Genomic DNA, 22,603 nt, shown 5'->3' with positions numbered 1-22,603 from the left:
ACTGTGCACGCCCTATGCACGGCCTAGTTCTTGATCAGCTTTGCACGCTCGCCAGCCATCTTCACGACATCGTCGATCTCGGCGATTCGGCTGACGTTTAGCAGCGAAAGCCCTTCTCGGTTGGTCGGGGCTAAGTCGATCAGTTCCAATTCGTTGACGGGTTCATCGAACAGGCTCGCGTAGACGGCCCATGCGGCCGCGTTTCTGTGTCCCACAAGCCGCAAATCGCCGTCAGCAAGATTTGGTATCTGGCGGACTGCTGCGATCGCTTGTCGAACATCCCAGATTCGCATCGAATCGGCCGTTTGCCCCAGCAGCATGAAACGCCGTCGAATGTGCGTTCGCGTTCTTTCGTTGCGTGACCATTCGGTGGCACCGATTCCGCGTGGCGCGAAGAACACGAAGACAGAATGCGGAGACTTTGAAAGATGTGCTTTCAGTGAATCGAACTCGGCTTTTCCTTGGCGTTCGCCGCCTTCTTTCTGAAACAAGAAGCCGATTCCTTTTCCGACCTGCTCGAAGCGTTCCTGATCCAAGGCTTCGATGACGACGTTTTCAATGGGTTGGGAATTCGATGCGTCAGTGAGGACGAACATTTGAAATCGGTAGGGGATTTGGCTGGTGAATTCGTACATCTCGCATTTCACCGTGTCCCGCGAGCGTGTCACAATCTTCGCCGGTTTGGCACTAACCCGATCGGAATCGGAAGGCCAACCCGCAAACGTTTTCTCTTGCAGCAATTGCATTCGTTTTTTGGGCGACTGGGACGTTTGACTCGCCTTGGAAACGAACCACTCGTCAGCAGTCGTTACCCGCTCATCGGCGGGAAGTGGATTGAATACGCGAAGCTCGCTGGAGTCCAGTGATTTAGCGGCCGGCATCGTGATCAGTGCGTCTTCGTTTTTCAAGAACCGATTGAACCATCGGAACGCGTGGACGCGAAGCTCCTGTGTGTCTTTGTGTGGTCCTTCGGTAATCTGAAGGCCCAATTTGTCGGGGGCCCCGTACAGTCGGTAAACGTCGCGGACCTGGCGGTGCGTTTCCACGACGCCTTCCAAGGGAAAGATGCCGTCTTTGTCGCTGTTGGAAATCAGCAGCGGACGCGGTGCTACCAACGCCGCAACGCGTGGGTAGTCCCAGCGATAAGTGTTGACCATAAACATGCAATCACAGTGGCCTTCGACGCAGCCGTTGACGACATGGTCGTGCAGCGTCGTGATGCCCGCGACCGGCACCGCCACTTTGATTCGTTGGTCCAGCGCCGTCGTCCACCACGAATAGACTCCGCCGCCGGATCTGCCTGTGATACCAAATCGATCCGCGTCGACTTCCTTGCGCGTTTCCAAGTAGTCCAACGCTCGCATCCCGGTCCATGCTTCGACTCCCGCGGGCGTGTACCCGCGATTGTTCCACCACCAGCGGCCAAGACGATAGGTGCCGTGATGATCACCCAGAAATTCGCCCCACTGGATAGTGTCAATGATCAAGCAAACGTAGCCGTTTCGGGCAAACCAAACGCCGTGGTGATGGTAGCCGGCTTTATTGCCAAAGCTAACGCCGTCCTTGATTTGCCGCGAATGACCGCAAACATAAAGAATGGTTGGCAGCGGTTCGTCGACTTCCAATGGCAAGTACAAATTGGCAGCAACGTACAGGCCCGGCGAAGGTTGGAAATGCAATCGTTCCAGCCGAAATCCATCGCGTGTTTCCGAGTCGACCGTTGTGACATTCAGCGGTGTTCGTTCGGGCATCGGATCCAAGCCCAACATGTCCGCCAACCGTGATCGATCAATGGCTTGTTGCTTTTCCAGTTCGTCACGTGTCATTCCGGGTGTGACCACGTCAGTCGACAGAGCCGCCGTTTCGAGTTGGAAATACTCCGCGACCAAGGCGTCTCCTTGGGTCGTGTCGCCAACCGTATCGGATTGAGCGGAGAGTTCGATTGGGGCGAGCAGCAGGCAAGCACTCGTTAGCCAGGCGGCGGTGGGTACGCAACGTCTCTGCAAAAAAGATCGGATGGTCATCATGGTGTTGCAAAGATCTGGTGGGTCAGAAGGAGGGAGGGGGGAGTCGATTATGATACTGTCCGCAGTCGCTGCGCTGTCAATTTTCACCCAACCGAGTGCGATCACAACCGAGTGCGATCACAAATGTCCAGCACTGCGGTGAGTGCTGATCGAACGGATACTTCGCAATGCGTCTGGAAATTCGGTTGTTTTCGTTGATTGCGATTGATTCAACATTTAACGCGACGATTCGATTACTGCCGGGGTTACCAAATGGGTTTTTCAGCGATCCAAGCTGCAAGACTTGTCGGGGGCTAGAGCTCTTCGCGATCATCAAGCACGTGCTGACCTGCTTGGTGGGCGAATCTACTCTGCGATTTCGTCGGTCAAGACAAATGTCGGATCCGGGACGTCGCTCTTGCTGCCGCAAGGTGTCAGCATGGCTTGGTAGACGCGGTAGTCAATTGAGTCAGTGATCGTTCGTACGGCACCGTCTGCGAAAACGGCGTGAACGATGCCTTGATGAAATGACGAGGGGCGCGCCAGATTGGCGCAGTTGATCGGCGACATTTTCAGGGTCTCCAATTCGGAGCTGGTTGGCACGCCGTTGACCAAATGAACCGGATTCACCGGCGGTGCTTTGGTGTTTGCGCTGTCGTCTTCATAGTGCCACACCAGGCCGTGCGTGTAACGACTGAATGTAGGATATCGAATTTCGGAGGCGTTGTTGGGAACTACCAAGTCGGAGGCGTCAAAGAAACCTGCTCGGTGCCAAGGCATCGCGTTCGCATTCTCGCTTAACAGCAATGTGCTACCCAATCCGTCCATCATGTCTTCCAAGTGAACGTCGGGGCCAATGGCGATCGGCTTGCCGTTTCTACCGATGCCGGCGAATTTGTTGTTAAACAAACCGTTGGCGACGGACATCGACTGGGCCAGGCTGACACTTCCGATTGAAGAGTCCGGATGCATGCCTGCGTTGGCAACGTAGCTGTTGCGACCAAGCGAATGGCTGTCCAGGGTTGCATCTTCTGTGCACTGAAAAACTGTCACGTTGGGAACTGAGAGCCCGCAGTAACCGACTCCGGCAGTGCCTTGGGACACCGGGAACTCCTCGTCGCCGCTGAACGCGATCGGGTACCGGGAATCCGTCCAACGCTCCCAAGTTGCCTGTTGGTCAAGGTACGGCAATAGTGCGACGGCCCAGGTGCCAATTTTGCGATGACTAGTGATGCGGCTTCCGCCAGCGTTTTTGAGTCCCGGGTCGACGCCGGAACTAAATGTGCCGAAATCCATCGTATGGCCGGGGAGCACTTTCTTGTTCAGCGTGTAGCCGATAGTCGCCTGTGCGAGTGAACGCAGATTGTTTACGCATTGCATTTTCCGTGCGTGGTGTATTGGCGGTCCGATCGCCGGCAACAACAGATCTAGCAACATCACAATGCAGAACAGCAAGATTACTGCTTCGACGAATGTGATTCCATTTCGTTTTCGCATTGCTGGGCGACCTGTCGTGAGAAGAGAAGCGTCGGATGCATTCTCCTTGATCCTGGCACTGTGTTCAACTTTTGATGGGGGCCAACTTAGGACGGGCATTGATCGCAGAAAGGGGGCGAATCAGATTCTGGCGGGATCCGCGTGTGACGTGGCGGTCCGCTTTGTCGGCATTGCAAAAATAGGCCGGCCAACGGAGGTTGCCGTCAACGAGACCTACAGCCATCAAGGTAACGTCGATCCCGTTTCCGAAGATGGCCGGCTAAATACGGATAGGATCAGTGGCACGACGGCAATGAATAGATTGATGCCCAGGACGAACTCTTTGTCGCCGATGCCTTGCAGCAGCATTAGCGCGGAGATAATTACTTGCACGATCCCGCATGCGATCCCAGCAACCCTGCTTCGCCGATGCGATCGCAGCACCAAAACGATCCAAGCCAAAACGAAAGGCACATTGAACAGGAATAGAAGCCCAGCCTTTTTATCCAATGGTGTGGAATTCAGTAGCAAAAATGTGAATCCAACAAAACTGGTGCCGACGATGGTCACCAATATCCGCACGGTCTGCGGGATCGTTGACCGGCGGGCTGCGGCCGGCAACTGGCTCTCGGCCGACGGCGGTGCGTAAGGGTTCGTCACGTTCGGCGAAATTTCGAAGTACAAGCAATCACGAAGCTGGCCTGAATCGAGCCCGCGAAACGGAACTATTCAGATGGACTAGTTTCGCTTGACGCGATGCGGGCGATCGGCGCGAGTGTGTTTGGGGAAATGCACTTTCAATAGCGGCGACGATTCGTCCAGCTGGCTTTCGTCAGTCGATTCGTTCTTGGTTTCGTCGGGCGAGGGAGAATCACCGGAGGGGCTGGGGCCGACCGGGGACTTGGTCCGCGTCGAACTCTCGCGAGGCTTGAAACATTTTCCAAGTGGCCCGGCCAGCAATGCCGGCAGCAGGATCAGGTCACCCACCAATGCAGCTCCCAACAACACCAGCATCAGGGTTCCGAATCGTTGGGTCGGTGTAAACGTCGACAATGCGAACACGAACAAGCCCAAGCCACCCACGATCGTCGTTTGCGTCATCGCTGGACCGACGCGGCGGTAGGTTTGGATTACAGCTTCGACTCGGTCCATTCCTTTGTCCAAGTAAGACCGGAACCAGGACAGGAAGTGGATGGTGTCGTCGACCGCCACGCCCATCGCGACCGAAGCGGTCATCATGGTGCCGATGTCGACTAGGTTTCCACGGTGGCCCATCACGCCGAAAATCAACAAGACGGGGAACACGTTGGGGATCATCGATACGCTCCCAGCCGCCAACCCCGTTAGGGCGTTGGTCGGTCGCAGCCAAGACATTGGGAAACGTCCCGGATTGAGCAGCACGACCATGACCAGGGCGATCAAGACAAACGCCATCGCGATGGAACGGACCAAACTGGACAGCAACGTTCGCTGAGCTTTGTAGACGACCGGAATGACACCGGTGTAGATCGCTTGGATTTCACCGCTGCCGCTGACGTCGGGCACGTTGTTAGCAGCCAGCTGCGGATGCACGTCTTTTTGGAAAATCTCTTGCGCGTTGATGAAGTGTTTGGCTCCGGCGATGTCGCTGGCTTCCAAGTCTTCATCTCCGACCCAGATCACGGCGTCCGCTTTGGACAGAATCAAATTCCAAATCTTGCCGCCGACTTCGGCTGGTTTTTCGAGCGAATTGAGGTCCACCCATTTTGGTTTGGGGACTTCGACTCCGGCCAGTAGTTCGTTCAGCGTGGCCAGATAGATCGCTTGCGTGTCGATCGCGCCCACGTCGGTCGACTGGTCGCCCGGTTCGTGTTCAGTCAGCAGTTCAGGGTGAAACAACTTTGCTGTGGCCAGCGATTCTGGTTGTCGACGGCCGATCACAAAGACTTTGTCTTTACCGGAAAGCCGTTTTTCGCCTTGGATGGCAAGCTTGGCGATCAATTCGTCGCGAGTGTCATGTGCTCGCAAGACAGGTTCCACGACGGTTCGCAGCGTCGAGATGAAGTAGCCGTAGTCGGTGTCCGACAGCGCGCCGACACGTAGGCTGATTCGCCAAAGTTCGCTGTCGCGAAACGGGCCATCGTGTTCGATGCGAACGTAGTCGCTGTTGAGCAATTCGTCGCGACCACCCAGCAGTTCGCTGTTGAATTTGGAGATCGTGGGCCACCAACCGTTGGTCGGTGCCGGTAGCGGTGGCAAAAACGTATCGGCGCTCATGGCTTGACCGACGACGCCTAGTCCTTGTTCGCCCAGCGTTTTGCGCACCACAGTGGTGATTCGCGAAACCGTCTGAGCGCGTTCCAGCATGGACAGCGCTTTGACATCTTTGCTGCCAACCGATGCGTCGGCTGTCTTGTCGACTTGGCCCTGCGTGTCGGCTTGCATGGATGGCGGGACGCGAACGATCAGTTCCATTGGCACCAGTTTGCCAAAGTTGTCTTCCATCCAAGCGTAGTCGCGAATGATGCGCGATTCGGGATCAAACAGTTTCAGCAATTGCACCGACGTTTGGATCTTGAACAGTCCCAACGAAGCGATTGCTAAAGCTACCAAACTGACGGTCGCGACCAAGGCGTGGTGACCGGTGATCCATCGTCCCACGGCGGCCCAAGCGTCCGAAAGCCAGCCTTCTTCGGGTTCCGCGTGAGTGCTGTCAGCATCTTTCTTGACCGATTTGGTTTCTTGTAAGAAATTCGGAGCAAAAACTTCCAGCGAGGCCGGCAGGTACGAAAACAAAATTGCCAGCGTCGCGATCACACCAATCGCCGAGTACAAACCAAAGTTGCTGATCGGCGCCAGGTTACTTGAATGCAGCGAAATCAATCCGATCGCAGTGGTGATCGATGCCAGCGTGCATGGCATGGCGGCATGTCGCAGTGCTCGGCCAGCCGCACCCGATTTACCGCGTGCGCGGACTTCGTCCCGGTAATAATTGATCACGTGGATTGCGCCGGACAATCCCAGCACATAGACCAGCGACGGCATGCTCATCAAGATCGCGTCGACGCGTCCGCCCGTCCACCAGACGAACGACATGCTCAGCATCGCCGCGGTGCCGCCGACGATAAAGACCATCAGCGTGATTTTGAAACTACCGAAACAGATGTACGACAAAATGATGCCGACCAGAATGCTGTAGCCAACCAGTCGTACCAGCGTGATCGTCCCTTCTTCGTCGATCGCGACGTTGTCGACCGGAGGTCCGCCCATTCGCAAAGGTGGCGCGCCGCTGAGCGATTCGACTTCAGCGCGATTAAACGGGGGCGGTGCTACTGACGGTGGCGAGGCAGGTTGGACGCCGGCTTCTTCGGCTAACTGCAAAAGTCGTCCGCGAGGCCCACCCATGACGCCGCGGCCGATCGCGAACGCCAAGTTTTCTTTTGCCAGATCCGTCAACGTCACCATCACGCACGTTTGACGTGGCGGTGGTGTTAATTTCAAGGCATCAAATACGGCGTAAAACGCCTCGCTTTGAATTTCCGAATCCGCTGTCGCAATCGTTGCCGCGTCGCCATCGAGTTTGTCGTCGGCGATCCGCTGCAATGTTTGGTTGACTAGCAGATCGAAAGGTTCGGGAAGATTGCCAGTTTGTGATTTGGAGATGATTTTGCGAAAAGCATCGGGCGACCAGTCAAATTTGGAATCGACCACCGGCGCGAACAGTGTGCCTGTCAGTCGTTCCATCGCGCGTCGTTTGGCGACCATCGGGCGACGGTCTTCTTCGGTCAAATCGACGGGCCACAGAGCGCCGTCGGGTTTTGACAGATCCGCTGCGATTGAATCGCCGGTTTGCACACTCTGAAACAACGAAGCGCAAATCAGCGATGGGTCGTTGTAGAACGGATTGGTGCCATCGCTTTTCTGGTCGCCAAAAGCGGTGACGAAAGTGCCTTGGACTTCGTGCCGACCTAATTTGCGTTTGATCGATCGGATCAACTTCGCCGGCCCGTTGACGCCTTCTTCCCAACGATACAATCGGCCTTCGCGGGTCAGGTAGTACCAGGTGCCGTCGGGGGTGGCCAACCATTTTTCGTTCAGACCGGCCCAATTGTCGTGTTCGCGGCTGGTCTGCAGCAAACCCAGCTCCGCGCCGGTTTTTTTGGCGCGTTGATACTGTTTGGCTTCTTCGGGTGGCATGCCAACCGATGCGTCGAAACCGGTCGTCTCGCGGCGCAGTTTCTGTTCCAACATCACCAGCCGTTTGTCGCCACTGGTGCAGCCCGGCCAAGTCGCCAGAACGAAACTTTCGCCGGCGAAGTGATCGGCAAACCAATTCAGCTCCGCCGTTTCGGGAAAATCACTAGGCAGCCAATCTTTGACGTCGTTTTCTTTCTGTCCCAAACTCAATCGCGCGGCACGAAAGGCCGACGGAATCAGAAAAAAGAAAGCGGTAAGAATCAACAACGCGTAGGTCAGCCCAAGAGGACTGCGTCGCTGGAGCAGAGGCTGATTCATGAAGTACGGGAAGGCAGAGGGCTGGGAGCGGCCAAGCATCGGCGGAGTCGTCGCGACGGCAAATGTTTGGCAAATAGGGCAGTTGGGTAAATTACAGCCCAAACGTAAATCATGCTAGCTCAATGCAGCTCGGGCATCGTAGTTGGCAAGACGTGCTGAATATACGGTTCTGGCTGTGCAGATGACGTAATTTTTGCCAGCGCCGAGGGTGGAACACGAGGTGCCTGCGACCCGTTGTCAGGTCAGGAACGGGACGATGGATGGAAACAGGGCTGGGGCTATGAGCGGCGAAGGCCAGTTATCGGACCCATTATACTGGCCCCATTTCGCCGACCAGGGGCAAAAACGACCGGTCGGGGCTGTAGCGCAGCGTCTGACGTCTGCATACTATCGGCGTACTTTTCAGCTCAACGCCTTGCCGGGGAAAACCTTGCCATGTCCGACTCACTTCAATCACTTATCGACTGCGGCACCAAACTCTATTTGGACTCCGTCGAACCGTCCGAAGTGGATCAGAATATTGCCTATGGAGCCGTAGGGGCGACTAGCAATCCAGCCATTATCTCGGGAATCGTCAAAGGCGGCGGCCTGGACAGCGAAATTGAATCGTTGCTGGCCGAAGGGCATGACGACGAAGCAGTCGCATGGGCGTTGACCGACAAATTGGTCAGCGAAGCCGAATCCAAATTCACATCGGTGTACGAATCGACGGCCGGGAACGCGGGTTGGGTCAGCTTTGAATTGGATCCGTTGCTGGAAGATCCCGATCTGGGCATCAGCATCGATGACCGAATCAAGCAGTATGTCGCTCTTGGAAAAAAATGGTCCGCTGGTCACCCCAACCGCATGATCAAAGTGCCTGCAAGCGAAGCCGGTCTGGGCGCGCTGGAAGAAATGGCAGCCGCCGGCATTACTCTCAACGTCACATTGATCTTCACCGCCGATCAGTACACCGCTGCACGTGAAGCGATCTGGCGTGGAGCACAGAAACGTACCGATGGGTTGGATTCGTTTAAAAGCGTGTACAGCATTTTTATCTCGCGAATCGACGTCTACACCAAGGATGCCGCACCGGAGCTTTCCGACGACGCACAGGGGTGGGTCGGAACAATCAACGCCAAACGCGTATGGGCCGACAACCAAAAATTCTGGGCCGACAAAGGACTCAAGTTGGAGCAAGAACTGATCTTTGCCAGCACGGGAACAAAAGACCCTGCGGACAAACCTTGGAAGTACGTCGAAGCACTCGCTGGCAGCGACATCCAAACCAACCCACCTGCTACCAACGAAGCCATCGCCAAGGCCGACGTGACGTTCAGCCGCCAGGTGGATCAACTCCCTGACGCATCGGTGATCGCAGAGATCGACACGAAAGTCGATTCAGCTGATTTGCACAAAACGCTAATGAGCGAAGGGGTTGCCAAGTTTGTCAAACCGCAGCGCGAGTTGTTGGCATTGATCGCCGAAAAACGAAAGCAACTTTCAGCGACTAGCTAAGGCGACAGTTAGCAATCGCATTCCCAGCCGTGTTCAACACTGCCTGGAGGACGATTGCTGCCGGAAAGTTGCTGCCGGAATATTGCGGCCGCACTACTTCTGCATGGCGTTGTGAGCGCCTTCGAGCGTCTCGTTCAGGATCTCGCTCTGTGCAGAGCGGCAGATGTCCAGAAGTTCGTAGGTGTCACGCAGCAGATTGATCCACTGAATGTTGTCGGCATCGATCTGATGCTCGATTTTGTCCGCTTGCAATGCGATCGGTTCCAGGTTGCAGTTGCGAGCGTACATGCTCAGTCGTGCGGCAAGCATTTTCATGCTCGACGCATCCTGCGAATCGACGGCTTCGGCCAGTCGTTCGACTTGGTAACCGATTTGGATCGCGGCTTCGCTGTTTCGGATCGAACAGCTGTCGGTGCTCGAGACTGGTTTGTGCGTGATTTTCAGAGCGAAGTGTTCGACCATTTCGGGATCAAATTGTGTTCCCGCACAGCGGCGCAGTTCGGCGATCGCGTCACGGTGCGAACATCCTTTGCGGTACACACGATCGGACACCATGGCGTCGTAGCTATCGCAGATCGTCAAAATTCGTCCGCCGATCGGAATATCCAGTCCTTGCGGCAAATCTTCGTGGCGACCGACACCGCCAAAGAACGCGTGGTGCGATCCCATGATGTTGGTCAATTCGTTGCAGTCGAACGCGCTGGCCACGATTTCGACGCCGATACGATCGTGCCGCGACATGATCTCCCATTCTTCGGGCGTCAGTGGTCCTGGTTTCAACAGTACGTGATCGGGAACGCCGACTTTGCCGATGTCATGCAGAAGAGCGGCGACTTCGAGTACAAAGATTTGCTGTTGGTCCAGAATGTCATCAGCCACGCGGTTGCACAGTTCGGCGACTCGGCGGCTATGTTCGGCTGTGTTGGCATCGCGATACGAAAGGGCGGCGACCAAAGCGGTCACGGCGCGATACGGTATGTCGATTCGGTCCAATGACAATTCGCTGGCGTTTTCTTCGCTGGTCGTTTCGGCGAGTGCTTCGCCTTCGGGCGTATTGGGATCAAACTGAACCACGCAGTTTCGGCCTCGGTGCTTGGCCGTGTACAGACAGATGTCGGCTTGGTTGATCATCTCCTGCGGGTCGACCGGTTCGAAGCACATTTCTGACACACCCATGCTTGCGGTGAGTGTCAATTCTGCGGGGTCGTCGAACGTAATCGCAGCGATCGCTTCGCGAGTCTCGTTGGCAAGGTCCAGCGCTTGTTCCAGGGTGCATCCCGGCAGCACGACACAGAATTCTTCTCCTCCGTAGCGACAGACCAATCCCCTTTCGCCGTGTTGATCGCGAATGGTTCGTGCGACTCGGCGCAAGACTTCGTCCCCGACTTGGTGCCCGTAGGTGTCGTTCACGTTTTTGAAGTGGTCATTGTCGATCATGATGCAAGACAGCGGCGCGTTTGCTTTTTTTGCTGCTTCCCACAGTCGATCGAATCGAGCAAAGAACGCGCGACGGTTCAAACATCCCGTCAGTGCATCTTGAGTGGCCAAGATTTCCAGTTCTGCATTTTTGCGTTCGACTTCATCGCGGCTACTTCGCAGCATCGACAGCATCGATTCCAATTCGACGCGGTGCTTTTCGATATGAGTGACGTCACGGAACGTCGCCAGCGTCCCTTTGTGCGACGCGTCATTGCCCAGCGGAGCAGCGTTGACCGAGAAAATGCACTGCTGCCCGTCGGGCAGATTGAATCGCAAGAGATGGTCGGTTTTGACAGCGAATTGGTCGATCGCCATTGTCCAAGGGTAACTTGAATCAGGCGTGCCATCGATGTGCTCCCATGGCAAGTGGCTGGCGGTCGCGCCGATCAGTTCGCTGGACTGCATCCCGACGCTTTCAGCGAACGCTTGGTTGGCGAGGACGATTTTTTCCTGCTCATCCAAAATCAACAGCCCTTCGGCCAGCGTATCAAGTGCTTGACGGACTCGATCGGGAACCACTTGCGTGCTATTAAACACGCGCATGATTCGCGTGACAAAAATCGTGTACGCCACCAAACCGGCCACAAAGAAATACACCAGCAAACGAGTGACCGGGTTGCCCATCGCTTTGCCCATTGCTGTGGGCTGATCGTTGGCAAAGCAGACTTCGACTTGACCCCAAGGCCGGCGATTCAGTGTGATCGGAACGTTGTATGCCTGGACACGACTGTTTTCTTCGTCCCTCTGTCGCCAAGTATCTTCGTGGTGACCGGTGGCGATCCGCAACGTTCCCATGTCGCTGCGCACACCGATCGAAATCAGTTGGTCGCTCCGGTCAACGTGCGTCTGGAGAGTGGTTTTTAGGTCAGACCATTGGTTTTTGCGAACATGAGCGGCCGCATTGATCGCGATCGTTTCGGTCATGTCGTTTCGCGCACGCAGCTTCACCGGTGCACTGTCTGGAATCAGTCCCAGCCAGTGTCCCCCCAAGATCAAGCTCGCACCGACGCACACTAGCGCGAAGGCAAGCCGAATCGATGTGAAGTAGATCTTTCCCAAGGGAAATGTCCGCGGGTGTAAAAATTGGCGCGAGCCTCAACGAGAGAGGTCTCTGCAGAAGTTTTACCCATCAGTACACCGCGGCAGACAATTACTGCGGGACTTGCACGTCGGGTTGCAAAAGCCTTATGCGGTGAGGCGTCAATGACGATTGTGCCGATTGGAAGTTCTCGATGCGGGGATTCCTTCATCGAGAGACGGCGACGCAATTTTTTTGCCGAGTAAGACGTCGCGGTGGATTGGGAGGGTTGCGTCGTTACCAATGTGGCAACGACGCTGAACTTGTCCGACAACCGTTAGGTTCCCAGCAATCGCTAGGGATGGAACCTGAACAACCAAGCTAGAGAATTTGCTCGATCGAATCGTCTTTGACGTACTTGACGTCGCGGTAGGCAGTCAGCAGGGTCGTTGGATCGATCAACCGCCAAGTTGGAATAGCGGAACTGAACGCCGCCATGAACGCTCCAAATCGGAGGCCCCAAAAGAGGTAACCGACGGAAATCAATCCCGCCGCTGAAGCCGCCGATCCAACCATTAACTGAAACGGTTTATACTCAAGTTCTTCGACGGTGTTTTCCCATTCATGCCAAACGATTGCCTGTTGAAGATCCAGCTGAAGCAGTCGCTCTACGGTCGTCGACACGTTTGCTGCATCCAGCGATATGAATCTGGCCTGTAAAAACGTAAACGCTTCATCGTGGACCAATCGGCTGGCTTCTTCCAGCAGAGCCTCTTGCGACGTTTCGGATTGATTGACGGCGGACGAGGTGGAATTGGAATTCGACGAGTTCGGTGAGTTAGCGTCTGCGGCCGTTGCCGGCGTTCCGCCAGTTTGGGTGCCACCGTTGTTGTCCGACGAATTCAAACTGGAGTCGTCGTCCTCTTCGTTGGTTTCTTCGGTTTCTTCCTCCGTTTCCTCTTCTTGTTCCTCTTCCTCCTCCGGCTCTTCGGGCTCCTCTGGCTCTTCGGGTTCGATCGGCGTTACCGCTTGGACTTCGATCTGAATCTCCGCCACATTGCTGAGCAAGCTTCCGTCGTAGGCTTGGTACAAAATGCTGTCTGAACCAAAGAAACCTGCGTTGGGCGTGTAGACCAAGTTTCCTGATGCATCGACATTCAGGGTGCCGTTGCTGGGACCTGCAACCACCGAAACGGTGAGTGCATTGCCGTCGATGTCCGAGTCGTTGCTAACGATGTCAGCGGCGTCAATGGTTGCGGTGGCAGATGCCGTGGTGACAAACTGGTCGTCAACCGCGATGGGAGCTTCGTTGACATCCAAGACAGCGATCGTGAATGTCGCTATACTGGAGGATCCGTCAGCCGACGTAGCACGAACGGTGATCGATTGGCTCGGGAAGGCTTCGTGGTTGATGCCCCCGGCAACCGTCACGACTCCCGTGTTCACGTCGATCGTGAAACGGCCGCTCGCGTCGTCATCCAGTGTGTAAGCGATCTGGCTGTTCGTCGCGTCAGGGTCGACTGCAAATCCAGTCACACCAACGGTCGTTCCGATGGGCGAGTTCTCGGCGACTTCATTGGTGGCTGCATCCGCGTCGCTAAGTCCTGAAATGTCGAATTCATCGACATCGATAATCGCAATGTCAAAATTCTCTGTGGAAAACGAACTGTCGCTAGAAGTGGATCGCACCGTGATCGTGCGAATCGCTCCGTCCGCTTCGCGGTCCGACGCTACTCCGACGGTGACAACGCCAGTGTTGGGGTCGATTTGGAATCGGCCGCCGTCGTTGTCGTCCAGGGAATACGTGACCGTATTGTTTGTCGCGTCCGCGTCGACGGCCGATGCTGTGACGCCGACGGTCGTTCCCGTGACGGCATTTTCGGCGAATTGATTAACAGAACCATCGCTGTCCACCGTCGCGGAAGTGTCAAATTCGTCTACGTCGGTAATCGCAATCGCGAACGAACGTGTTTGGAACGAGGTGTCCGTTGAAGTGGCCCGAACGGTAATGTTTCGTGTCGCACCATCGACTTCGCGGTCAATCGCGCCGGCAACGGTGACGACGCCGGTGGAAGGGTCGATTGTAAAGCGACCACCATCGTTGTCGTCCAGGCTATACGTAATCGTGTCGCCAGTGTCGGCATCGCTGGAAAACGCCGTGACGCCGATCGTGGTTCCCGGAGCCGCATTTTCCAGCACGATCTCCGTGGCCGGGTTGTTGTCGACGACCGCAACGGCCGAGTTGTCGTTGACCAGTGTGACCGAAATGTTGAACGTGCCGGCGACTGGTGCCGCACTGTCTTCGCCGCCATCGGCCAGCGAGAAACTGAACGCATCGCTGGTCGTTTCACTGTCGTCGTGGGTGTAGGTGACGCGATTGTTGTCGATGTCGTCTTGGGTAAACGTGTCGTTCAATCCCAGTGTGCCGAATCCAGCCAGTGAAAGTGTGCCATTGTCGGTCACGTTGGTGACCGCATATGTCAGTCCGGTCGCGGAATCATCCACGTCACCTTCGTTTAGCATCGCCGTTGTGATCACCGCGCCTGCTTGGCCTTCGTTGACGGTCATGCCGGTGTTGACCGCAATCGTGGGTGCGTCATTGACGGGAATTGCGGTGAAGGATTTCACGCCCGTGACGGGAGCCGATTCGCCGTCGTCGACACTGGTTGCAATCGTAAAATCGGTGTCGTAATTAGTTGCCGGATTGAAGGTCAAAGCCGACAGCAGTGCATTGACATCTGCCTTCGCACCGCTTGCCGACCACACGCCACCAGTGAAGGTTGATGTGACCGAACCGGTCGTGCCCGTACTGAGCGTCCCGGCCGCTACGTCCGACAATGTCAATGTCACCTCCAAGTTGCCGTCGTCCGAATCGCTCACGACGATGTCGGTGAGGTCCAGCGCGATGTCTTCGGTGAAGGTTTCCGCAGCATTGAGGTTGGTCGCTTGCGGTCCGTCGTTGGTTCCGGTGATCGTAACAGTGACCGTTTCTGTGTCGCTAAGCGGCGTGCTGTCGTCGTCGGTTGCGCTGACGGTGTAGGTTAGCACCAAGGTCTCGCCGGTCGCGAGGAAATCAAACGCTTCGCTTCCGCTGTTGAAATTCCAGGTCAGCGTGTCGCTGGTTTCGGTGCTATCAAGGATCGCGGTCGGAGTGACCGACAAGAAACTCTGGAGCGTCGCATTGTCCAGCGTAGGTGGAACGCTCCCTGTCCCGCTAGCAGAAACCGAGTCGACTGCTGCGACGACCGTGTCCGTGGTGTCGACGTCAGATATCGTCAGCGTCCCTGTGTCCGTCAGGCCCGTGTTTGCTTCAGTCAACGATGACGTATCCGGGCCGCCAGCGATGATCGGAGCGTCATTGGTTCCGGTGATCGTGATGGTCACGTCTTGCGTCACGGTGTCGTTACCCGTGACGCTGTCATCAGTGACGGTGATCGTATAGGTCACAGTGATGGTTTCACCTTCGGCCAAATACTGCGTCAAGCTGTTGGCAACACTAAAGTCCCAGTCGATACTCCCGTCGTTGGTGCCCGTTTGAGTCAGGGTCAGAGCCGAGTTCAAAGCGGTCGCAAGTCCTGCGGGAATTGCCGGGCCTGTGGTGGTCGCATTGCTGATCGCGACGGAAGAGGAAAGCAAGTCCGTGTCATCGACTTCGTCAAAACTAACCGATCCGCTGTCCGTTAGATTCGGCGTTGAAGCGTCTTCGGTCACCGCGCCGGTCACGTCCACCACTGTGATGGTTGGCGTATCGTTGGTTCCCGTAATCACCACGGTCACGTTTTCGGAAGCCGCGTTGTTTCCGGTTCCACTGTCGTCGCTGACTGTAATTACGTAGGTCGCGGTGACGGTTTCTCCTTCCGAAAGATATTGAACTTCGTTGTTGGCGACACTGAAATCCCATCTGACGACGCCGTCGTTGGTTCCAATCTGATTCAGGCTGAGGGCTGAAGTCAACGCTGTCGACAATCCAGCGGGAATCGCTGGTCCAGTCGTCGCGGTACCGCTGAGGACTACCGTTGAATTTAGAACGTCCGTTTCGTCCACTTCGGCGAAATTTACGCTTCCCGAGTCGGTCAGGTTCGGTGTTGATGCATCTTCGGTGACGGCACCGGCCACGTCGACAACGGTGATGGTTGGAACGTCGTTGGTTCCAATGATAACGACGGTGACATCCTGGGTTGTGGTGTCGGTTCCCGTTCCGCTGTCGTCGGCGACCGTGATCGTGTACGTCGCTGTGACGGTTTCACTTTCAGCCAGATACTGCGTCAAGGTGTTCGCGACGGAGAAGTCCCAGTCGATGGTCCCGTCGTTGGTGCCGGTTTGAGTCAAACTTAGCGCCGAAGAGAGTGCCGTCGACAATCCAGATGGAATCGCCGGACCGGTCGTTGTGGTTGCGGTCAGTGCGACCGACGAACTGATCAGATCGGTTTCATCTGACTCTGCAAAGGTCACGCTTCCGCTGTCGGTCAAATTCGGTGTCGTGGCGTCTTCGGTGACTGCGCCCGTGGCGTCGACGACGGTGATGCTCGGCGTATCATTGGTGCCGGAAATCGTGACGGTCACCATTTCGGTGTCCGAAAGCGGCGTGCCGTCGTCGTCGGTCACGCTGACGTTATACGTCAGGATCAACGTCTCGCCATCAGCCAGGAAATCAAACGCTTCGCTGCCACTGTCAAAATCCCATGTCAGTGTCGCGGAGGTTGCGGTGTTGTCCAGAATCGCTGTTGGCGAAACGGTCAAGAACGATTCGATGGTGGCGTTGGTAAGCGTGCCAGGAACGCTGGCCGAGCCCGTTCCCGCTACTGTCACCGAATCAACATCGCTGGTGACATTGTCGCTACGATCCAGGTCGGTCACGGTTAGTGTCCCGCTGTCGGTGAGCCCGGAATCGGTTTCGGTTAGCGAAGAAGTATCGGGGCCATCGGTGATAACAGGCGCGTCATTGGTGCCGTTGATTGTGATGACAACGTCTTGCGTGTCTGTTGCTCCTTGGCTGTCGGTGACTTCGATCGTGTAAGTCAGAGTCAGGGTTTCGCCGGCGGCGAGGTAGTCAAACGATTCACTGGCGGAGTTGAAACTCCAAGTCAGGTTGTCTTCGGTTTCGGAGTTGTTCAACACATTGGCCGTGGACGATAGCATCGCCACAAGAACTGCATTGTCGCTGCCCAGGCCGGTTGTGGTGCCGCCTGCGACGACTCCGGTCACGCTTGACGTCACGACATCGGACACGTTCGCGTCGGTCACCGATAGAGTTCCCGAGGTTGCTAAGGTTGTGTCGGTTTCTGTCAGCGTTTCGGCGGCGCTGTCACCGGCGTCCACGAAAACATTCGGCGCATTGTTGCCGCCCGTAATGGTGATGGTCACCGTCTCCGAATCGCTCGCGGGGCTCGCGTCGTCGTCAGTCGCTTCGATGACGTACGTCAGAATGAGAGTTTCTCCAGCCGACAAGAAGTCAAAGTTTTCGCTGCCGGAATTGAAGTCCCAAGTGAGAGTGTTGGTGGTTTCGGTTCCGTCAAGAATGTTCGTCGGCGAAACGCTCAGATAGCTTTCCAACGTGGCGTTGTCCAGCGCTGGCGGAACGCTCGTTGCGCCCGTTCCCGTGACTGCCACGGAAGTCACATCCGCCGTTACCATGTCACTGCGATCCAGATCGGTGACCGTGACATCGCCACTGGTGGACAAGCCACTGCCATTTGCTGCCAAGCCAACGCTGTCGGGTCCGTCAGTGATCACCGGAGCATCGTTGGTGCCGTTGATGGTCAGGACGACATCTTGAGTGCTGGTTGCACCTTGGCTGTCCGTCGCTGTGATTGTATAGGTCAGCGTCAACGATTCCCCGGACGCCAGGTAGTCAAACGACTCCGAGGATGAATTGAAATTCCAATCGACCGTGCCACTGGTTTCGCTGCCATTGATCACATTGGAAGTCGAAGTAAGCATGGCCAGCAAGGTCGCGTTATTCGATCCCAGTCCGGTGGTGGTTCCACTGGCTGCGACGCTGGTAGCGGAACTGGTGACGGTGTCGGTCAAGTCCACGTCAGTCAGCGTCAACTGGCCTCCGCCGGTCAATGCCGCGTTGGTTTCGGTGAGAGTTTCTGCCGCCGAATCGCCAGTTTCGATACTAAAAACCGGATCGTCGTTGGTTCCTGTAACCGTGATCGTGACGTTAGCTTGGCTGGATGCGCCCGCAAGGTCGACTACTTCATACGTGAACGTGACTTGGCGAGTTTCGGCCACAGCCAAGTCTTGGAAATCAGCTCCGGGGTCGAATGTGAACGAGCCGTTGGTATTGACGCTTGCGGAACCTTCGACCGTATTGGTGATCAGCGTGTAGGTGTGCGTCTCACCGGAGTCGGCGTCGGAATTGGTAAGTGTTCCTGCGACAGCACTGCCGTCTTCAGTCGCGGCCAATGCTCCGGCTTGTGCGACGGGGGCATCGTTGCGACCTTCGATGGTAACGGTGATTTGCGATGACGAGGTCGCTCCCGCAGCGTCTGTGATGGTGTAGGTGAAAACGTCGTCGAGCGTGTCGGATGACGTTCGGAGCGATTCGACCGATGCGTTGTTGTTGTCGACGATGTAGGAGTAGGAGCCGTCGGAATTGATCGTGATGGAACCATAAGAACCGGCGACCGAAGTCCCAACGGCTCCTGTAGTCGCGCCAACAATGTTGCCGGTGACGGTTTGTGAATCGCCCGCGTCGACATCGGTGTCGTTGGTCAGCACATTGCCCGTCGGATCGGTGCCTGCAGTTGCATTGGCGACGCCGCTGGATTCGACTGCGGTGGCCGTGTCAAAATTCGCGACTGGATCGTCATTGGCTCCACGAATCGTCAACGTTATCTGTGCGGTCGACGATAGGCCAGAACCGTCTTGGACGGTGTAGGAGAATACTTCGCTAAGCGTGTCGCTGGTTGCCCGCAGAGCTTCAACGTCTGTGTTTGTTTCGTCGATGACATAGGTGTAGCCGCCATCGGAATTGATCGTCAGCGTTCCATAGGCGCCAATCACGCCGATTCCGACACTTCCGGAAGTGTTGGTTTGCGTTCCGGTGGCGACTCCGGTCACGGTTTTGGTGTCACCGATATCCACTGAGTCATCGTTAGCCAGTACATCGCCGGTAGCGTTGGTGCCGGACGTCGCGTTTGCGTTGCCGCCGGATTCGTCGGCAGTGCCTGAGTCGGCGATCGCGACGGGCGCGTCATTGGCTCCTTCGATCGTCACGGTGACTTGGGTCGACGTTTCCGATCCGGACGTGTCTCGCACGGTGTAAGTAAACACGTCGGTCAAAGTTTCGCCGGAATTTAGTAGGGCCTGGACGGCGGAGTTACTATTGTCGACGACATAAGTGGCCGAACCGTTTGATGCGACTTGGATAGACCCGTACAGACCGGCGACGCTAGACCCCACACTGCCTGTAGCCGAACTTAGGTTCCCCGCTGCGACGCCAGAGACGGATTGGGTGTCGCCGGCATCGACGTCGGTATCGTTGTCCAGAACGTTGATGGTTGGATTGGTCCCGGCGGTTCCGTTAGCTGTTCCGCCCGCTTCGGTGGCGGTCATCGTGTCGGCGACCGCGACGATGGCATCATTGGCACCGCGAACGGTTACGTCGATTTGCGTGGTCGATGTCGCTCCGTCTGTGTCTTGGAATGTGTATGTAAATGTGTCGGTGACGGATTGGCCGCTCGTTCGCAGACCTTGCACCGTGGCATTGTCGTTGTCTACGGAATACGTGTAGCTACCGTCCGACGCGATCGCGATGGTTCCGTAGGTCCCAGTGACCGGCGCGTTAACGCTTCCGCTCGCGTTGGCTTGGGTGCCCGCTTCGACACCGATGATCGTTTTGGTATCGCCGGAATCAACGTCGGTGTCGTTTGTCAGTACGTTCCCAGTCGGATCGGTGCCCGCGCTGCCGTTGTTAACCCCACCGGCTTCATACGCGGTAGCGGCATCGACAACGGCAGTTGGCGTGTCATTGCCACCTTGGATGGTGATGACGATCTGGTTGGTGCTGGATGCTCCCGCGGTATCGGTGACCGTGTAGGAATAGGTTTCGGTCAACGTGTCGGATGTGGTCCGCAAGCCTTGCACGACTGCATTCGCTTCGTCAATCGTATACGTGTAGCTGCCATCGTTGTTGATAACGATGCTGCCGTAGTTGCCGGTGACCGATGCGCCGACACTGCCGGAAGTGGATGATTGGGTGCCCAACTGAACGCCGATAACGGTCTTGGTGTCGCCCGCATCAACGTCCGTGTCGTTGGTGACGACATTGCCGGTCGCGTCACTGCCCGCGGTTCCGTTGTTCAGTCCGCTGGATTCAACGGCGGTGCCTACGTCAGCGATGGCGATGATGGCATCGTTTTGTCCATCGACGGTGATGGTCAACTGGGTCGTGGAAGTGTTGCCAAAATCATCCTCCATCGTGTAGGTGAAAATATCGGTGACGTGATCACCGGAGGTCCGCAATGCTTCGACGGCGGGGTTGGTGTTGTCGAGCGTGTAAGTGAAATCGCCATTCGCATCAATTACAACGCTGCCGTAGTTGCCATCGACGCTGGTGCCGACGTCGCCGGTTGCAAGAACGGTGACGCCAGCGTCGACGCCTGTGACTTCTTTGCCATTGTTGGTCGAATCGTTAGCCAACACATTCCCAGACGGATCGCTTCCTGGCGTGGCGTTGCTGACTCCGCCCGATTCGACTGCCGTGTCGTAGTCGGCTTCAGCAAACGGCAGGTCGGTACGCCCTTGGATCGTGATGACAATCTGCGTGGTTGATTCCAAGCCGTCGGTGTCCTCCATCGTGTAGGAGAACGTTTCGGTCAGCGATTGGCCGTCCAGCATGCCTTCGACGTCCGTGTTCGCGTTGTCGACGGTGTACGTGTACGATCCATTGGCGTTGATTACGATCTCGCCATAAGTTCCCGTGACGGTCGTTCCAACACTGCCGCTGGTGGAACCCTGGACGCCTGTGTCGACACCGACGACCGTTTTTGTGTCACCTGCATCGACATCGGTGTCGTTGGTCAGAACATTCCCGGTTGGGTTGGTGCCGGAGATGCTGTTGTTGATTCCCGATGATTCGCTGGCGGTTGCTGTGTTGGCAACGGCTGTCGGTGCATCGTTTTGTCCGGTAATGGTGATGGTGACTTCGGCGGTGGAATCGGCGCCGCTGGTGTCCTGCATCGTGTAGGTGAAAACTTCCGTCAGCGTATCACCGGAGATGCGCAGTGCTTGGACAGCGGAATGGTTCTCGTCTATCACAAAAGTCGCGTTACCGGCTGCATCAATCGTCAACGATCCATAGCTTCCTGCAACGCCTGATCCGACATTGCCCGATGCAACCGACTGTGAGCCGGATTGGACTCCAATGATCGTTTGTGTGTCGGATCCATCGACGTCGGTGTCATTTGCCAGGACGTTTCCAACACCATTGCTGCCGGCGGTCGCGTTGGAAACACCGCCGGATTCCACGGCGGTCAAGTTGTCGTCGATCGCACCGGTGTCGTCATTTTGACCCTCGATGGTCACCGTGATTTGTGTCGACGAAGTCGCGCCATCGGCGTCTTGGATTGTATAGGTGAACACGTCATCAATCGTGTCGGCCGATGTGCGCAGTGCTTGTACGGTGGCGTTGTCGTTGTCGACGATGTAGCTATACGAACCGTCAGAGTTGATTGTGATCGAACCGTAGGACCCGCTGACCGAAGCACCCACCGCGCCGGTCGTCGCACCCACGACATTTCCGATCACGGTTTTTGTATCACCGGCGTCAACATCGGTATCGTTGGACAGCACATTGCCGGTTGGATCGGTACCCGGATCGCTGTTGTTCTGTCCTCCCGCTTCCACGGCGGTTGCAGTGTCGGCTACTGCGGTGGGAGCGTCGTTCTGGCCGTCAATCGTGATGACGATCTGCGTGGACGAACTCGCGCCGCCGCTGTCGGTCACGGTGTAGGTAAACGTATCAGTGACTGTATCACCGGATGTACGCAGGGCTTGGACGATGGCGTTGTTTTCGTCGACTGCGTAAACGTAGTCGCCATTGGCGTTGACAGTGATCGCACCGTAGGTGCCCGTGACGCTAGTTGCGACATCCGAGTTGGCCGAGGCGACGGTTCCGGCAGCCACACCAGTCACATTCAGCGTGTCGCCGGGATCAATTTCGGTGTCGTTGGACAGCACGTTGCCGGTGGCGTCATGGCCTGGCGTTGCGTTGGCGACGCCTCCCGATTCGGTGGCATCGCCGGTGTCGGCGACGGCAATCACGGCATCATTGACCGGAGTGATGACCATCGACCCGGTCGCAGATTCGGTCGAAAACTCATTCGTTCCGCCTTGATTGCCCGACGGGTCTACTAGACTCGGTGCACCAAACGTGGATCCAGTCGACACAGTTTGGTCCCAACCAAGGAACTCAAAGGTCGCGGTTTCACCATTAATTCCGTCTGGGTTATAACGAACCTGCGACGTCGAAGTTAGCAATAAGGCGCTGTCCGCTGCAACGGATCCAAAGTTGGTCCAATTGGTGCCGTCGGTGCTGTACTGCCAAGTGCCGTTGCCTGTAACGGAAGTGATCGCGATGGCCGAGATCGAACCCGCGTCCACATCGTTTCCGCCGGCACTGGCG

7 protein-coding genes (1 of these 7 only partly in view) are annotated in these 22,603 nt (G+C 56.4%); 1 reads left to right on the top strand and 6 read right to left on the bottom strand.

Going from position 1 to position 22,603, the window contains the following annotated elements; all coding sequences use genetic code 11:
* Positions 1-23: 23 nt before the first annotated feature.
* The 4 genes from K239x_RS17320 to K239x_RS17305 form a co-directional block, all read right to left on the bottom strand.
* Complete coding sequence (locus K239x_RS17320; RefSeq protein ID WP_145419480.1) at positions 24-2,027, bottom strand: alpha/beta hydrolase family protein; 2,004 nt, start codon at positions 2,025-2,027, stop codon at positions 24-26.
* Between the two features lie 345 nt (positions 2,028-2,372).
* A complete protein-coding gene (locus K239x_RS17315; protein ID WP_419189088.1) occupies positions 2,373-3,503 on the bottom strand; it encodes a DUF1559 family PulG-like putative transporter in 1,131 nt (376 codons plus the stop codon).
* Positions 3,504-3,725: 222 nt separating this feature from the next.
* On the bottom strand, positions 3,726-4,142 hold the full coding sequence (locus tag K239x_RS17310) for a hypothetical protein (RefSeq protein ID WP_145419478.1): 417 nt from the start codon (positions 4,140-4,142) through the stop codon (positions 3,726-3,728).
* Positions 4,143-4,220: 78 nt separating this feature from the next.
* Positions 4,221-7,976, bottom strand: coding sequence for an efflux RND transporter permease subunit (locus K239x_RS17305; protein WP_145419477.1), 3,756 nt, complete (start codon positions 7,974-7,976; stop codon positions 4,221-4,223).
* A gap of 435 nt (positions 7,977-8,411) precedes the next feature.
* On the opposite strand from K239x_RS17305, the gene K239x_RS17300 reads away from it, so the two are divergent.
* Positions 8,412-9,473: a transaldolase family protein gene (locus K239x_RS17300; protein ID WP_145419476.1), complete on the top strand. Its 1,062-nt coding sequence runs from the start codon at positions 8,412-8,414 to the stop codon at positions 9,471-9,473.
* Between the two features lie 93 nt (positions 9,474-9,566).
* Here K239x_RS17300 and K239x_RS17295 read toward each other — a convergent pair whose 3' ends face one another.
* Both K239x_RS17295 and K239x_RS17290 read right to left on the bottom strand, forming a co-directional pair.
* Positions 9,567-12,011, bottom strand: a complete 2,445-nt coding sequence (locus K239x_RS17295) for a diguanylate cyclase (protein WP_419189087.1) — start codon at positions 12,009-12,011, stop codon at positions 9,567-9,569.
* A gap of 340 nt (positions 12,012-12,351) precedes the next feature.
* Positions 12,352-22,603, bottom strand: partial view of a VCBS domain-containing protein gene (locus K239x_RS17290; RefSeq protein WP_145419475.1) — the end only. 17,396 nt of this gene lie beyond the right edge of the window; only the last 10,252 of its 27,648 coding nucleotides appear in the window; the start codon falls outside the window, past its right edge; its stop codon occupies positions 12,352-12,354.

This window comes from Stieleria marina (assembly GCA_007741555.1).
In the GTDB taxonomy this organism is placed as follows: Bacteria; Planctomycetota; Planctomycetia; order Pirellulales; family Pirellulaceae; genus K23-9.
Note: the sequence above shows the minus strand (reverse complement) of the source record. Positions and strands in the feature narration are given on the sequence as shown.

Bases quoted from the DNA above. Each gene is read 5' to 3' on its own strand.
- K239x_RS17300 (WP_145419476.1), top strand. From the start codon at position 8,412: ATGTCCGACTCACTTCAATCACTTATCGACTGCGGCACCAAACTCTAT.
- K239x_RS17315 (WP_419189088.1), bottom strand. From the start codon at position 3,503: ATGCGAAAACGAAATGGAATCACATTCGTCGAAGCAGTAATCTTGCTG.
- K239x_RS17320 (WP_145419480.1), bottom strand. From the start codon at position 2,027: ATGATGACCATCCGATCTTTTTTGCAGAGACGTTGCGTACCCACCGCC.
- K239x_RS17305 (WP_145419477.1), bottom strand. From the start codon at position 7,976: ATGAATCAGCCTCTGCTCCAGCGACGCAGTCCTCTTGGGCTGACCTAC.